General features: G+C 30.3%; 11 protein-coding genes. 3 read left to right on the forward strand and 8 right to left on the reverse strand.

Features of this window, described 5'->3' with window-relative positions; all coding sequences use genetic code 11:
• Positions 1-37: 37 nt before the first annotated feature.
• The 7 genes from H6553_09920 to H6553_09950 all read right to left on the reverse strand — a co-directional run bounded on the left by H6553_09920 (position 38) and on the right by H6553_09950 (position 14,221).
• Positions 38-1,156 carry a serine hydrolase gene (locus tag H6553_09920; protein ID MCB9034142.1) on the reverse strand — a complete coding sequence of 373 codons (1,119 nt, stop codon included), beginning with the start codon at positions 1,154-1,156 and terminating at the stop codon, positions 38-40.
• Positions 1,153-1,863: a hypothetical protein gene (locus tag H6553_09925; GenBank protein ID MCB9034143.1), complete on the reverse strand. Its 711-nt coding sequence runs from the start codon at positions 1,861-1,863 to the stop codon at positions 1,153-1,155. The genes H6553_09920 and H6553_09925 overlap by 4 nt, the downstream gene beginning before the upstream one ends.
• A gap of 66 nt (positions 1,864-1,929) precedes the next feature.
• Positions 1,930-9,660 carry a T9SS type A sorting domain-containing protein gene (locus H6553_09930; GenBank protein MCB9034144.1) on the reverse strand — a complete coding sequence of 2,577 codons (7,731 nt, stop codon included), beginning with the start codon at positions 9,658-9,660 and terminating at the stop codon, positions 1,930-1,932.
• 3 nt (positions 9,661-9,663) lie between these two features.
• Positions 9,664-10,215: a hypothetical protein gene (locus H6553_09935; protein ID MCB9034145.1), complete on the reverse strand. Its 552-nt coding sequence runs from the start codon at positions 10,213-10,215 to the stop codon at positions 9,664-9,666.
• Between the two features lie 61 nt (positions 10,216-10,276).
• Positions 10,277-11,614, reverse strand: coding sequence for an HTTM domain-containing protein (locus tag H6553_09940; protein MCB9034146.1), 1,338 nt, complete (start codon positions 11,612-11,614; stop codon positions 10,277-10,279).
• Positions 11,607-13,067 (reverse strand): hypothetical protein, encoded by a 1,461-nt coding sequence (locus H6553_09945; GenBank protein MCB9034147.1) that lies wholly within the window; start codon positions 13,065-13,067, stop codon positions 11,607-11,609. Before H6553_09945 ends, H6553_09940 begins: the two co-directional genes overlap by 8 nt.
• Positions 13,058-14,221: a hypothetical protein gene (locus H6553_09950; protein ID MCB9034148.1), complete on the reverse strand. Its 1,164-nt coding sequence runs from the start codon at positions 14,219-14,221 to the stop codon at positions 13,058-13,060. The genes H6553_09945 and H6553_09950 overlap by 10 nt, the downstream gene beginning before the upstream one ends.
• Positions 14,222-14,495: 274 nt before the next feature.
• Between H6553_09950 and H6553_09955 the strand changes: the two genes are divergently transcribed.
• The 3 genes from H6553_09955 (at position 14,496) to H6553_09965 (ending at position 17,302) form a co-directional block, all read left to right on the forward strand.
• Positions 14,496-15,212 carry a vanadium-dependent haloperoxidase gene (locus H6553_09955; protein MCB9034149.1) on the forward strand — a complete coding sequence of 239 codons (717 nt, stop codon included), beginning with the start codon at positions 14,496-14,498 and terminating at the stop codon, positions 15,210-15,212.
• Positions 15,213-15,268: 56 nt separating this feature from the next.
• Positions 15,269-16,033 (forward strand): thiazole synthase, encoded by a 765-nt coding sequence (locus H6553_09960; protein MCB9034150.1) that lies wholly within the window; start codon positions 15,269-15,271, stop codon positions 16,031-16,033.
• Positions 16,034-16,210: 177 nt separating this feature from the next.
• Positions 16,211-17,302, forward strand: coding sequence for a hypothetical protein (locus H6553_09965; GenBank protein MCB9034151.1), 1,092 nt, complete (start codon positions 16,211-16,213; stop codon positions 17,300-17,302).
• Between the two features lie 4 nt (positions 17,303-17,306).
• On the opposite strand, the gene H6553_09970 is transcribed toward H6553_09965, so the two are convergent.
• The gene (locus H6553_09970) at positions 17,307-17,696 is read right to left on the reverse strand and encodes a VOC family protein (GenBank protein ID MCB9034152.1); all 390 of its coding nucleotides are present in this window, start codon (positions 17,694-17,696) and stop codon (positions 17,307-17,309) included.
• Between the last annotated feature and the right edge of the window lie 2 nt (positions 17,697-17,698).

A 17,698-nucleotide genomic window follows, 5' to 3' on the forward strand; every position in this document is an offset into this window, starting at 1 on the left:
TCTATTATCAAATAAAATTTATTAATTGTTAATTTGCTTATAATATCATAGACAGTTTTTTCATTATTGGATACCAATAAACACCGCCTGTATCTGTGCCTAAACGAATGATGATAGTATTATTGGTTCTGTTGATGAGCATAATTTGTCCATTAAATCCAGCAGAATAAAAAATATCGTTATCTATATCATCTTCGCTATAATACCAACCCATACAATATTTTTCTGGTTCAATACTTCGTTTGGTAGTATCGTTGCAATAATTAAGCCAAGATTTTGGTACTATCTGCTGACGATTAAATTTGCCATTATGCAAGACCATCAATCCAAATTTAGCTAAATCTCGTGCAGAAATATTTAATCCACCATAATACTTAGGAATTTTATTGATTTTACTGTCTACTGCAAAATACGCAGAATCTTGAGCTCCGATTTTATTCCAAATATTATCGTAGAAAAAATCGACATACTTTTTATTAGGTGTTGATTTTCTAATGCACTCTCCTAATATTTGTGTATCGATAGATTTATAAACGAATTTTTCGCCTGGACGATATTTGAATTTTGCATTGTTAATGGCTTGTGTAACATTTTGCAGATAATAGAATTTTAGTGTTTGGTATAGATTTCCGTACTCATCGTAGTTAATTCCAGATTTCATTTGACATAAATCGTATAGTGTTAAACTATCAAACATTGGATTTTTGTTTGGAAAGAAATAAGACACTGGTTCGTTAATGCTTTTAATTAAACCTTGTTCAATAGCAATACCTAACGATGCTGTAATAAAAACTTTAGTTGACGAGAATATTTGCGTATTATCGCCTTCTTTAACTCCGTTTAAATATCGTTTAAAAATTAGAGAATCATTTCGTAGCACCAAAAAAGAAGTTGTGTGCGAGTTTTGTAAGAAAATATCAGTATATAAATATTTGTGATAATTTATGCTATCGCACCATAAAGATAAATCTGGCAAGGCAATATTTGCTTCTTTTAAGTGATATGGTTTTGTTGCTGTAGGAATATCGATTGTATTATAAAAATTACCATCGAAAATACTTGGAACGCGAAGTGTTTTGTTAAACTTAAAAACCAGTATACTTGTAATTAATACTATTAATAATGTAATTATTTTTAAAACACTTATTTTTTTCATTTATCTAATAAAATATTTATTTGATAAACGAAACCAACGCTTAAATGAAAATTATTAAACGATACTTTTTTATAAGTTGATTGGTTGAATTGTTCGCTAAATCCTTTCTCTTTATATCGTAAATAATCGTATTGTGTGTTGAGTTGAAAGCCAAATTTATTTTTAATGAGATAGCGTATCGTATTCTGAAAATTAAAATATATTTTCTTTCCTATATTATCATAATAATCATCGGCAGTATAGGACCCAATGGTAAATGATGGATGAATATGTAAATTCTTGTTTTTTAAAAATCTAAACACATAGCCATTCTTAAATCCTAACATAAAAAACATGGCATTATTTTGAGATAACAGATTGCCATCGTCTGGATTTATTTTATAATCTTTAATTGTAAAAAACTGATAGTGCATACCTGTATACCAATTATCTATAAAGTTAACTTGCATGTTTAAGTTAACATTAGAAGTTTTATAGTCTTTCTTTAGATTCAATACATTATTTCTGTCTGTCCAAGTTGGATTATTTTCGTTAAGTACGCCTTGAAAAATATCGTGCTGACTAATGGTTGGTGCGAACACACCATAGTTGAAATCGAATAAAATATGAACATCATCAAAAATTATTCTTTTTGTAGCAGTAGAATCCTTTGCATTAACCGCTAAAGCAAGTATTAAAAATAGCAACAGTGTGGTACACTTATTCATTGTATAAAAATAAAAAATCCCAAACACAAATTACTATGTTTGGGATTTTATTAAAATAATAACAGTTTAATTTTTAATCAACTTAACTTGGTTATTTAAAGTACCATCTTGATTATTCATTTGCAAGATATAGGTTCCTTTAGCTAGTACACTTAAGTCTAGAATTAATTTATTCAACCCTTCGTTAACTGCTTCTTGTTTATTCAACATTAGTTTACCTGTAGCATCATAAATATTAATGTTTAGGTTATTATTTGTAGTAGATTGATAATCTATGTTTACAAATGCATTGGTTGGATTTGGATAAATGTTGGCAATAGCATCTTTAACTATATGATTTACATTAAGCAGTATAATATTACTGTATTCATATGTACCATCATTATCTACTATTTTTAAGCGATAATAATTATTGCCAAGCAAAGGAGATTCATCATTAAAGTTATAAGAAAGCTCTGCACTACTATTTCCTGCAGCATCAACCTCACCTATTTGGTTAAAACCAACGCCATTTGGACTTCTTTCAATTATAAATTTATCTGTATTAATTTCAGAAGCTGTAATCCAATTTAATACATTTATCTGACCATCATTATAACCTGTAAATGATAATAATTCTACAGGAAGTGGCGAAACACTATAAGGACTTGCTCCTGTTGCACCAGTACCACCAGACAAGCCAGGAATATTTCCATATTCTACATATTGTACTCCATTACACCATTCATTAGTTGGGTCGTCATCATGATCTTCAGCAGTTATAACACCACATCTTTGAACTGGAACACCTACATAAGTACCACTTGCATCCCATAAACTTTCACAACCAGTTTCTGAATACCCTGCAATTACAACTGTTGGTGTTACATGAATGGCAGGATCAAAGGCAATACCATTCTGAGATTTAAACCATTCAAATGGTTCGTAAACCGTTCCTGGATGAGTTGCTACAAAATTATTTGCAGCAGTAATAATTGCTTGTTTTTCAGCATCTGTATAGTAAAATCTAACTAAAATATTATTAGAAATTGAACCAGATGTAATGTCAAAATCCCAATATCGTTTCATAGTATATTCAGCAAATAATCCTTCTTCTGCTGAAGAGTAAGTAGGTAATACTGTAATAGTAGCAGTACCTTCAAAGTTGTTACCATTTGGATATAATGATAATATATATTTATCATCATCAGTTGATACAGTACCTTTATCATCATAATAATGTCTCCAACCATCTCTTGTAGTACAATATTTATCTGTACTAACTGTACTTGTAGCATATTCCCAAGTTCTTCCCTTACATCTTCTACCTACTTCTATAATTCCATCAAGTACTACCCTACCTTCATAAAGGAAGTTCTCTATTTGATAATCTAACACAATATAATAAGTAGTATTTGGTAATAAGGCAGTACCACCTCCTAAATTATACCATATTGTATCATTTAAGATACCACCATTTCCGTGAGGACCAACCACATTAGAACCTACAGAACCACCACCACAATCTGTAAAGGTTTGACAGTTTTCTAATACGGCATTACTTGTGCCTGGCGTACAAGGTGTGCCAACTAGTTTATAAAGCGATAAATTAAAGCTTATAGAAGGAATAGCACTCAAACAAGCATCATTTACAGCAGGATTAGATAAATCTCTAGCCAAAGCATCTGTATTGATATAAATATAATAATCATCGCAGAAATCTGCTGCTGCTGCTGTTGTAAATTTAAAATAAGAAGAGTGTTCTGGCATACCATCTCCAAAGCATGTATTTAGACCAGAACCAGGAACTGCACTATTTGGAGTTTCTCCTCCATTAGATTCTACACTCCAACAATAAGGAACATCTAAAGTCATATCTGTTGCATCAACACAATCGTCAGCACTTTTTTGTTCAGAAACACAAAGTTTAAATGTTTTATCTTGTTCATTACCTGCTAAATCCCAAATTTGTAAATAAATATAATCACCAGGATTTGCACTTATGGAAAAGTCTGGATCTGTACCTCCACCAACACTACATTTTAAGTAAGTTAAATTAGCTGTTGAACCAGAAGATGGACCACTATAAGCAGCAATAGCTAATTCTGGATATCCATTCAAATCAAGATTAAACTCGTCATCTCCTTCTATTTTAATAAAGGTTTTTGTATTATTACCACAAGCAGGTGGAACTTGGAATTTATACCAAACATCGCCACAATTTTGTGTACATGCAGGAATACCTGATGCATTAGCAATACCAATTAAATTTGGATTTGACCATGTTGGATTATTACCAAACGAATATGCTCCTTGCCATGTTCCATTGCCATATTGACAAGTAGTGGTACTTATAGGCACTGTTGCTGCTGTAGCTGCTTCGTTATTAGTTGGAGCAGTATATGGTGTTTGATTGTCTTTAATATTAATTTCAAAATAACCATCTAAACCAATACCAGCAACGCCATCTACTTGTACATAATATGTATAACCAGGTTTTAAACACAAAGGCGTTAACACTACTGTTGGATATAAACCATTTGCTAAAGAATTTGGTATAACTTGATAATCGTTATATTGTAATTTACTCCAGTTTGCTGCACTTGGATTTGGACAACCAGCTATAGTATTATCTATACTTGCATATGTATCATCAGAAAGTTCCCAAATGGTTACATCTGGTAAGAAGTAATTAGTTGTAAATGGCACCCATGAATTTCCAGCAACTTCAACTGAAACATCAGCAGAAGCTGGAGCAACAAATTTATACCAAACAGATCTTTGAATACCACCTGGATCTTGTTGTACTTCAAAATTTTCTAAAGTGGCACAAATATTATTATCATTTGGATAACCTGTATAACTACCAGTAATTGTTCCTGAAGCAGGCAATAATTTAGCATTACAAATATTATCATTAGCAGGAGCCGAAGCTGTACCCATATTTTCTATTTCTAATGTAAAATAACCTTGTGTATTTAAACCACTACCATCTACTTGAATATAGAAGTCTGTATTAGGAGGCAAACATGTATTAATAGTAGAGTTAAATGTTAAAAGTGGATCATCAGATTCTATAGCCGATAAACCATCAAATGTTGATGTTGAAAATGGACAACTTGGATTGCCTTGTACTAATAACATTTGTAAATCTATTTGATCGCCCACATTATTAGGATCATTTAATGCTCTAATTTCTACATCTATATTATTGGCAATATTTGGTGTTTTAAAATGGAACCAGACTGTTTGATCTAAGGCATAGTTTCCATCTGTCATTAAATTATCCTCATTAGTTTCTACATCAGCACAGAAGTTATGCCAATTAGTAGAAGTGTTGCCAATTTTATTGCCCGTACTGCCACCTAAAACACCTAAATATCCATTTGCAGGTGTTGTACCTACTTGACAAATATCATCGTTAGTTGGTAAAGGATGTGGATTAATTCTTGTAATATCTACTTTAAAATTACCTTGCTCATTTAAGCCACTACCATCTACCATTAGATAATAGGTAGTATTTTGTTCTAAACAATGGAATTCAAAAGATTCGTAGAAAGGTAAACCCAAAGCACTATAGCCATCATCGACTAATTCAAATGTAGCAGACGGACAAGTACCTACTCTTTTATATAAGGCAATTTGAGGATCCATTGCATCGCCAAATGGCCAAGGTAAACCGCTCGTAACTTCTACTTCTACTGCATGTGGAGCTGCTGTATTTGGAGTAGTAAAACTGTACCAAACATCTGCATCTGTTGAGAAAGTAGTTGGATCTGGGTAAACACCAGATTGTATGGTTGCACAACGGTTAGTTTGACTATTAACAGTAGTTGTTGCACCTATACTTCCAGGATAAGCTACTGGTGTTGCATTACAAATATCATCATTAGCAGGACCAGACTCTGTTGCTGTAACTGCTTCAATACTAACTTCGAAATAACCTTGTACATTAATAGCAGAGCCATCTACCATTAACCAATAATTTTTATTTGGTTCTAAACATTTAACGGTTAAATCCTCGCTAAAAGGACCAATATTATACTCTGCCTTAATTGGCACTAAAATACCTGAACATGTATTATCAGAAGATTCATAAACAGCTAATTGTAAATCTATTTGATCGCCAACTGAGCTTGGATCATTATGTGCTTTAATTAAAATTTCGCCAGTTGCTGGAGCTTGGAATTGATACCAAACTGTTTGGTCTGGTGAGAAATCTGTAAGGAAAGTTCCTCCTGCTACAGCTGGCTCACCTGCTGTACCTTTACAGAAATTATTTTCTGCTCTCATACAAACAGCAGACCTTGGCACATTATGCAAAGCACCATAACCTGTAGTTGGAATACTATTTGTACCACCAACACCAGTTTTAGTACCCACAATTTTAGACCCTTGAATTGGCTGACCTAATGGAATGGCCTCACATGGCAATTCATTAGATGCAGGACTGTCTCTTGGATCTGCTTCTAGTTCTAAATAAAACTCTCCTCTTTGACAAGTAGGACAACCTGTATATGAGCTACCATCTACTGCTAGATAATAAATAGAGTCTGGTTGCAAACAATCTACATCCAAATCTTCATCATGTAATACTCCATCAAAATCATCTGCTAATAAAATTAACCTTTCTTTATTAGCTACTAAGGTAGATGCATTTAATGCTCCTTGATAACCACCAGGTAATTGGAAGACTGCTAATTGGATGTCAATTTCTGGCTCATCATAAGGTGGCAGTACATCTGATACTGTATTTTTAGCTCTTATTTGTAGTTTACCAGACTTAGGTGCTTTAAATTTGTACCACACTACCGAGTTTAACTCATCCCAAGAAGAAGGTCTGCCTGGTGGTGTTAAATAAGCTGGAAAATCATTGTTATTTGTAGCACAATAGTTATTTTGTCCTGTAAGTGTTACTATGGTATTGCTATTACAATTTGTCCAAGGAGCACTATAAGTACCAGAAATATCTGTAGCTTGGTATAAGAAATCGTTGGTAGTATGTTTACCATAGTCTGACATTTTTATGTCGTAATAACCATTAGTATTTACACCACCATCTACCACTAAATAGTAAACTGTATTAGGCGTTAAACAGTTAGCAATAACAGACTCATCAGAACCAGCAGAAACATTAACATTAGTAGGATCATAATTACTAGCAATAGCATTATGTGTAGCACCACAAGCACCTGCCGAATAAACTGCCAATTGTAAATCTATATCATCACCAGCTAAATTGACATTTTCTAGAAAATCATTCATTTGACTAGGATAATAAGGATTTGTAAATGCCTCAATCTTAACACTGGCATCTGTAACACCAGCAGAAGCTGGAGGCGTTGTAAATTTATAGACCACTGCTTTATCGAAACCCCAAGTAGATGGTGGTGTAAAATTAGCAATTGAGCTTGCTCCACAAATATTAGATAAATTTAGAATAGTTCTAGAGCCACCCAAAGGTATTGCTCCTAAATCTTCTGCATTACAAGCGTTAGTTTCTCCTTCTTCTGGAAACCAAGCTCTTATAGAAAAATCTCCTTCTTCTAATGCAGACAATGCACCTGTACCTGAAACATCTGCTCCATCTACTAGTAGCCAATAATAAAGGTTAGGATTTAAGCAATTAAAATAAGCATCTTCGTTACCAGATGCAATATTAAACTCTTTTTGAACTTCTGTTAATGAAGGAGAAGATGCTGGTGTTGTACAAGCCCCTTTTGCTGTTGTAGAAGAATATAGTGTCATTTGAATGTTAATATCATCGCTACCAATATCATTTGCATCTACCACTATTGTTCTGCCTGGCACCTGACCAAAATAATACCATACACCATGATCATTATCTCTTCCTAATTCTCCTGTCCAATCTGGATCGGGTTCAAAACAATAAGTTCCTCTAGTGTTATTTTCATTTGTAAGTTGAGTACTATTATATGTATACTGCGTTTGAACTGGTAAAGATTTAGCTCCACAGATTAAATCATTTGATGGATAAGGACCATTGTCTTTTACTGTTAAACCAAAGAACCCTTCTTTTGTTGAACCTGTTATAGATTCAACATTACTACCACTAACTAATACATAATAATCTGTATTTGGAGTAAGGCAATAATCATCCTCCATTACCTCACCGTATAATGCACCAGTTGCAGGTATTCCTGGATCATAATCTTTATCTATCAGTGTTAAAGCACCACAAGTGCCACCATATAAAGCTAATTTAAGGTCTATCCAATCTCCATGATTTCCTGGATCGTTATAGGCCTCAATTGTTACATTTCTCCCTACAGCACCAGAATTGAATTTAAACCATACTGTTTGATAAGGACTTGTGCCTATACCAGCAACTGTCCAATTAGGATTGGGATCTCCTGTAGTAGTTGCACAAAAGTTATTCCATTTGTTAGCACCTGTAGCATCTCCTATAGTACCACCAGCTGTTAAAATACCAAGGTTTATTGCACCTGCACAAAGATCATTTGGCATTTTAGGTGCTCCATTTCCATCTACGGCTATAGATATTGTTCCCCAATCTGCAGAAACAGCACAGCCCACTTGTCCTTGGATATAATATGTTGTATTTGGCGAAGGACAACTTAATACAACATTTCCTCCTGTTTCCGTATAATCAATTAAGGATAGACCATTAAAGTTAGTAGAAGTTGCGTAGTTTGAAAAAGCAGAACCCGTACAAGCTCCAGTTGGAGCTCCACTGTATAACCACATTTGACCAGCACAATCTGCACCAGTACCATTTGGATTAAATGTTATCTTAGCTGGAGGGTTTGCTCCTGTCGTAAATTTCCACCACACGGATAATTCATTGTCATTATTAGGCTCATTGGTGTTACAGACATCTTCACTCGAAGCATATTGAGTAGATACTCCAGTAATTGTAAAGTCTGAGGAATTATAATTGAACCCAGCATGTGCCACCGTTGCACCACATATATTATCATTTGCAGGCCTAGTTACTGTAGCTCCTTTAGTTACGACCACATCAAAATATTCTGGATTGGTAGGTGCTGCAAAACCAATACTACCCCTAATGTAATAGGTTCCAGGTTTGGGATTATCAATACGCCAAACACCTACACCTCCATCATCAGACATAGTACACCCTGTACAACTACCAAAGCGGACTTCATCTTCACTCATTCCTCCATCCCAAGCTTCATGCGTTATATCAAATTCGATATATGATAAATTAGCATCTGTTAAAGTATAGACATACCATAGCGGAGAATGACATTCTGCTGTATGATGATCTATTCTTGTCCCAGAGCCATTTGTACCCATACTAAAAGCATTGGCACAAGTATTATTGGGTGTTGCTAAGTTAGCAGCAAAAGAACCAGATCTTGTTACCGACCAATCTATTCTGGCTCCACACTGACCAGATGCCGGCGGATATCTCACTGCAAAATCATTACCAGAACAAGGAGAACAACCGGAATAAGTAATAGTATATGTAGTAGAATTTGAAGCTACGCAATCATCTAATGCTCCTCCACAACCACCATAATCATCATCGTCACACGCTCTTAACCTAAAGGTACCACTAGTTGGACAATGTATGGTTCCAGTTACAGAGAAATTGACATCGCTATTAGGATCGGCTCCGCTACCCAAAAAACCATCACTACAACCATTACATGATTTTTGAAGATCTGAGGTACTGGTAGAAATTGTTACCTGTGCAAAAACAGAAGTTTGAAAACAACAGAATAACACAAAAAAAACAGATATAGTTTTTATAGTTTTTTCTTTCTTAAATAAAACAGAAAGGCAAGAAGGAATGTATAATATTTTCATACACTAAAATTTAATATTTGAGGTTGTAACAATTAGGTCTCTATTTACTGATTTTTCTACCAGTTGTGTAAACTTTTCATCAATTAGTATTTGGACTTCTTGCTCTGACAGATTTATTAAATCATAAGAGCTAAAAATGTTAGGAACAACATAAGCGTTCACAATATCAATAAATTCCTGTCTAGACAATGCGTATAGTTTTTTATCAAAATTATTATCATAGTCTATTAAAGCTGACAAAATAATTTGAAAGAATTTTTTATTCTTTTCATCGTTCAAACCTATATCATTCAACAAGAATTTGTAATAAAGCAAAGCATCTTTTAAATCTAGTTTTTGATTATCAAAATTAGCTATAAGTTTTTCCATTTCACCTTGAAACAAATTGGTAAAATCTGTGCTCTTTTGTTGATCAGAATTTGTAATCTGAGAAAGATTATGCTTTACAACACCTTTAATGAGATTTTCTTTACTCTCTGCTGCTGCTAAATTGTGCACAATCAAACAGAAAAAAGCAATAAGAAATAAGTATTTTTTTAGTAAAAATGTGTTCATATTGTTATTTTAATACGAAATTAACTTAAAAGTTACAAATAAGATGTTAAAAAAGAGTTAATTAGTTTATGAAAAAATTATGCTTAAAAGAATTTGCTTTAAGCCCAGATATATCTAAAGAAGTGTCTATTAAATATTGAGGTTCGTGCATATTAAATTTACAGCAGACTTTAATAAGAACTTCTGTATTTTCACTATTTCTATTGTTTTTTTTAAGTAAATAATCTTTAATTTGAATAAAGTAAATTGGCTGGCGAATTGATGTTCTTATATGAAAGTCATGGATATTAAGAGACGATTTTATTTCTTGTTTAGTTTGCTTATCATACATAAAAATATCATATCTAGTTGCAAATTTCAGATTTGACTTCATTCTCCAAGCAAAGTTAACACCTTCTCCAGTCCAATCGACATTTCCTTTGATTAGATAATGTCTGAACGGTAATAGTAAATTAATTAGTATAAAAAGATAAACAAGTTTATAGGCATTTTTTTTGTATTGTTGGTTATAGTTTACTTCTTCTATACAAAATTTAGAATGGGATAATATATTTTGTATTTTATTAAAGATAGGTTTAGTAAAATTGTTAGGAGGAATAAAAATAATAGTAAAAATTATCATAGAATACGGGAAGATACCAATTTTTAAAGAAAACATATTTGTTATATGGAATATAAGTATAGGTATTATTGCATATTTTCTAGTTTTATTGTTCAATAATAAGAATCCCACAGATAAGTCAAATATCAGTCCAAAATAGGTTAAGAGGTTAGTAGCAAAATCTATATTCATATCTTTAAAATAAGTATAATCATTACTGTATAACAGAGAACTTCTCATCACATCTCCAGAAAGCCATTCTGTGTTTAATTTTACAAGTCCTGCGCAAAAATATACCCAAAAAATAATAAATTTTAATATTATATAATTCCAATTAGGAATTTGTAGTTTGGATTTTGAGGGAAAGAGCATTAGCTTTAAAGAGTAAGCATAGTCTGCGTTTATAAATAAGAAAATAAAACAGAGTAATAGAATCAAATAATAATGATTATTATAGAATGCCATATCTATAAAGAAAAAATAGGCATATGATAGCGTGTAGAAACAGATTGCAAGTCTGTAATAAAGTCCAATTATAATAAAAACAGAAGCTATTATCATAAGAGAAGCTATTAAATTAGAAACTGGCTCAGGGAATAAAGGTAACCAGTTAGTAAATGGTAATCTAAATGCAACTTCATAACTATAAAAATATAGATTAATTGTTTTAAATATTCTTATTGCTTCAAACAATAATATAAAACCAAATGCAAAACGAAGAATACCCATTTGGTTAGGCGATTCTAATGTATTTAATTTATAACTAAATTTATTTATATAATTTAAAAATTTATTCATTTAGGTTTATTTTTGATTCTATTTTTGATTCTATTTTTATGTTATATAAATCTTTAACTGTAGATAAATTACAATAGTTATATTTTAAATATATTACATCATAATAATTCTTATAATTATAATATTGTTTATATCTTTTTTTTGCCCAATAAGCTCTTAGATTTTTATATCCTTTAGTATTAATATAACTGGACTTTAATAGGAAATATAATTCAAGTTTATTTTTATATACATTTTTAAACGGTATTAACTGTAATTGTTCTTTAGGATATATTTGATAATAAGTACTATCTTTTATCAATTCTACTGTATATACTCCTGAGATAACATTTGGATTTGGAGAATAATATGACCATCCTTGGTTAAAGATTGGAGAAACATCGAATTTAGGTATGGTTACTTTTGATAGTATTTTATCTAATTTTAGTTTTTTTAAATTATTGGCTAAGACTGTATCTTTTTCGATTATTCGCAATACATTTCGATTAAATGCATTAGTTATAAATAAAAATGATACTAAAAAATAAATATAGTACATATACTTTTTATTATAATTAAATTTTACATATTCTGCATTTGACTTTAGTATCATGTCCCAAATAAATGAAGGAATAAATAAGAAAAATAAAGCAATAGCAATTAAATAGAAATTACCTATATGTGCAACTAAGTGTATTGAAAAATGCAAACCTAATATAAAAATAGGAACTAATATCCTTACATATTTATTGTATTTAGAAGGTATAAAAATTAAAAAAATAATACTAAATTCAATAATTAGTGTTAGATATGTTAAAAATTTAGACAAGTAGAAATAATCTAATATAAATTGTGCATTTTTAGTAACCAATACGAAATCTGATGCCAAATATTTAACAGCTTCTCCATATAACCATAAGTCTCCATTTTTGGATATTGAAGTAAAAAAATAGATAAATCCAACCTGGACCAACAAAACAAGAACTCCAAAATCTAAAAAGTTAAAAGCATTTTTAACAGATATGTTAGATTTACGAAAAGTAAAATGGCAATCTAATTTTAAAAAAATGGAGCAAAAGAGTAACATAAGACCGTATCTTTCCCAACCCATTTCTAACATATAAAATCTTTGGTTCCAAGACCATAATAAAATAAAAAGAATAATACTTACTAATCTAATATAAAATCCTGCAATAAATAATAAAATAAATAAAATTGTAAGTATTGTAAAACCTATAAATAAAAAATTAGTATTAAAAAATGATAGTATAGACCATACATACTCAGTTTTATCTGAATGAAAATATTCTAAATCAAAAATACCACCAACTGGCATATAAAAATCATTAATTGGTATAACTTTAAATTGAATAAAATTAATAAGCAAAAATAATCCAAATAAAATCCTAAATAAAGATAAAGATCTTGAATCCAGACCTTCTAAATTCTTTAGATAAGATTTTATTATTTCCATTTGCTTATTTGTTCTGAATGGTTCAAATAATACAGAATACTTTCTTCTATTAAATCAAAATTAAAGAATCTTGTAGCAATAATTTGAGCATTTTTATTAAGTACAAAAATCCATGGTTTAGCTTCTTGTAATAGATATTGATTTTCAATTGTAACATCAAATAACCTATCATTTGACAGTATCCATTCTTTTTCATTAATTACTCTGCTTGTATTAATGAATGTTTCTCTATTTTCATCTAAGTTTACTAGAAATACTTTTACATTATAATTATCTAATACCTCTTTTAATTGACCTTTTAGCAGGTTTATCACTTTCCAATAATCATTTCCTGTTGATTTCCAAAATAATAAAAGAGTAAAGTCATTCTTAGAACAAACATCATATAGACTAATTGAATTAAAATTGGTATCTCTTACTGAAAAATTAGGCGCAATATCATATAGTTGTAGTACATTATTCTGATAAGCCTTTAACTTTAATAAACTTTCAGATACTGTATTGGTATTACAATATTTCAGTTTTAATTTTTTAAGAATAGAACTTATCTCTACTCTATCGGATTCGTCTAGTAACTGATCTACAATATATTCATTAACTTTATTTTGAGATAAAATGGTATCTAGCGTATTATACAAATTTACGGGTTTAAAACTTGTATTTTTAACCATTTGTCTGATAGCAGCATAGAACAATGGAAATTTATATAAATTATCATTATTTAATAATGATTTACTGGTATAATATTTTGTATTAAAATCATTACTTTTAAATGAAATACTTCTACCTAGCCAATAATAAGCAAGGGAATCTGATAGTGAATAGAAGCCATAAATAGTAGTAAGTATATCTTTTCTATTTTCATTAACATATTCTTGTCTTAATTTATGTATCTTAACTTCTATAGCTTTAGTTTCTATATTATCTTTTAAACTTAAATATTTATTAAGCAATATAAATTCATTAAACAATGTAATATTTTGAAGACTCATTGTTTTGAGATGTACTGTATTATAAAAATCTGCGGCATCTATATTATACACTAAATCAAATCCATCACTTATACATGATATAGTGTAACTTTTGTTATCTATCTTAAACATTATATCATAAAAGTTGTTATCTTCAACCGTAATTTTTCCTTTTTTATTCAAATTAAGTGTTTTATATAGCTCATAATTAAAACTATGATTAGAAGTAAATATAGATATTTCACATTCCTTAGTACTTTTTATATAAAATTTTATGTTAGTCTTAGAAAAAACAGTATTTGGAAAAAAAAAGAAAGTGAAGGTTAAGAAGTAAATAATATTGTTTAACTTAGTAAATAATATTGTCCTTTCTATGAAAGTGTATAAGTTTTTAGTCATATGCATTTTACTTTGCAGTTTTACTTCATCCAAAAATAATGAATATTATGATAAAGGAATGAAAATTTTTAAAGAAAAATGTATTTCTTGTCATAACTCTAAAGGAGGAAATGAAAATAATTTAAAACTATCAAAACCGCCATTTTTATTTAGTACAGATACTTCTTCTACTTTTTATAAAGAAGTATACAATGTATATAATCAATCAAAGATAAATACTAAAGAACAAATAGATATTGCTAAATTTTGGTCAGATGATTTTGCTACAACACCAGCATGTCATTCTCTTGCAATTGCAAATCAAGCAACAGAACAACAAAATATAGGTTATAAAGACCGAATAATTATATTGCTTAAATCGAGTATTGCCTTAAATGATGCTTTTATTAATTGCTTTAAAAATAAATATCATTATAATCTACTAAGACCAGTTACTTATATTCAAAAATATATTGATTCTACTTGGAACGCCTTAATTCCAACACCACCATTTCCAGAATATCCATCATGTCATTCTACACAAACTTCTGCAAATGCAACTATATTAAAATTAAATTTAGAGAATATTATTTTTTATGATTTCTCAAGAGAGAAATTTGGATTCCCAGTAAAAAAAATAAATTCATTTGATGATTATGCTATTGAAGTTACAAAATCTCGACTTTATGGTGGTGTACATTATCAGTTTTCTAATAATGAAGGATTAAGACTTGGAAAAGTAATTGGAGAAAATATCAACACAATAATTAATCAGATTATATACAAAAAGAACTAAATGCACCTCACAAGAAAAAGTAATTGAGTTTAACTTATTTCTTTTACTTTTGCAATATGTCTAATTTGGTTATTGCCAACAAAGTTTTTTCTTCTAGATTGCTCTTAGGTACTGGTAAGTTTGCATCACCACAGTTAATGCAAAATGCTGTTACAGTTGCTCAAACCGAGTTAGTAACTATGGCACTTAAACGAGTTGATTTAAAAAATCAGTCGGATAATATTTTGAGTTACCTAAAGCAAACTAAAGTCAATCTTTTGCCAAATACTAGTGGTGTTAGAAATGCCAAAGAAGCTATTTTTGCTGCTCATGCTGCTAGAGAAGCACTACAAACCAATTGGATAAAACTCGAAATTCATCCAGATCCAAGATATTTAATGCCAGATGCCATGGAAACACTAAAAGCAACTGAGCAATTGGTTAAAGATGATTTCATAGTGCTACCATATATTCATGCTGATCCTGTGTTGTGTAAACGCCTAGAAGATGTAGGTGTACAAGCCGTAATGCCTTTGGCTGCTCCAATTGGCACAAACAAAGGTTTGTCAAGTATAGATTTTCTAAAAATTATTATAGCAGAAAGTACTGTTCCTGTAATTATTGATGCTGGATTAGGTACGCCATCTCATGCCGCTCAAGCTATGGAAATTGGTGCTGATGCTGTACTAGTAAATACTGCAATTGCTATTGCTAAAAATCCAGTAGATATGGCAAATGCTTTTAGAATGGCTGTAGAAGCTGGTCGACTAGGTTTTGAAGCCGGTTTGGCTGCCCAAACTGATTTAGCTAGTGCTAGTAGTCCACTCGATTTTATTTTATAATTTATATTTAAGCGTCATTCTAGAAAATTTTGGAGTAACACGAAGAAATTTATCTAGAATCTTACTAAAGTAGTTTCCTGCTTTCGCAGGAAGGACGGAAAAAGAAATCGTAGAAATTGTGATTTTTAACTTATTTTGTTCTAAGTTCTAAATGAATACTAATAATCTTAATAATGTATGACTGATACCAATCAAAAAAATTCAGTTAAATATTTTTTGTTTTCAGTAGTTTGTATTGCTGGATTAATCGCTTATTTGTATTACTCTATTAAACCATTTGATAAAGAAGCAGCATTGCAAGAATACATTGCTCAAGAAACACCAAATAACATTATTACTACAGATATTAATGCCAATCAACGAACAGCATTAAAACAATTGGCTGTTGTTAATCAGAATGAAATTGAGATTTGGAAACTAATTGCTGATGAAAAAAATAGCATCATTAATTATCAAATAGATATTTTAGATATTGATAATAAAATCAAAAAAAGTACTCCAATTAATCAAGTCAATACCGAAGTGAGTATGATCGATTTTTATTTGCTAGACAATTTCGTAGTACTCATTCTCAAGAAAAAGAACTTTAGCATAATTAATAAAAAAAGTAAATTAATAGCATATAACAATGGTATATTATCTAAAAAATTCACTGACATATCAAATATTGCTACTGCTGAAAAAAGTTATTTGTATCCTAGTATTGCTTTAAGTAATGAAGAATATAAACAGTTTTTATTCTTTCCTAGTGAAAATATATTGCTTACGCCAGATCAGTTTCAACAACAAAAACAAGATGCTAAAAACAACAGTAGTTGGAGTTTTAATAAGCAATACTTCGTTTACCAGCAGAATTTATATTTAATCACTCAAAAACAGTTGCCTAAAATTTTTGTAAAACCTATTAGTACTGAAGACATGCACATTTTACTAGAAGATGAAAAGAATTGGCTTTGGAACTCACTTCAAGTAGTTGATATAAAAAAAATAAATGCACTAAATGGCATTAGCAAGCAAACTACTTATTTGTATAGTGATTTAAGTAATATTTTATTGTTTGAAAATAATTATTTATACTTATATAATACAAATGGTAAACTATTATGGAAAATAACCGACAATAGTTTTGATAAATTTAGTGTAGAAGAAAGTTACAACAACTTAAATATAAGCACTACTAATCAACAGTTGATTATTCAAACCAATAACAATCTCATACTTATTATTAATAAGATAGATGGAAAAATTATTAAGCAGATAGCACTATAAATTATTAACCTTCGTAGTCATGATATTCTGTAATCATCAAATAATATCCATCTAAATCTCTAATTGAAAATTCTCTTTTTGATGAGTTTGAGTTCGTATGCATTTCTTCTTCTATTAGATAATTCATTTGCTTAATATTTTGATAGATATGCTCTAAATTATCTGTTTTATAGTAAAGAATTAATCCATTTCCGACCTCAATATTAGCATTTTGCATAGTTGGATGTTCGTGTGCTTCCCATTTATGAAGACAAATTAATACTTCATTGTTTTCATCAACTAATACTGCAAAATTATCTCCACCGTGAGTTCTCTTACAACCAAAAATCAACTGATACCATTCCGCACTCTTATTTACATCTTTAACTGCAATTATTGGGTCAATCTTTATCATTG

This window comes from Chitinophagales bacterium (assembly GCA_020636535.1).
Classification (GTDB): Bacteria; Bacteroidota; Bacteroidia; order Chitinophagales; family JADIYW01; genus JADJSS01.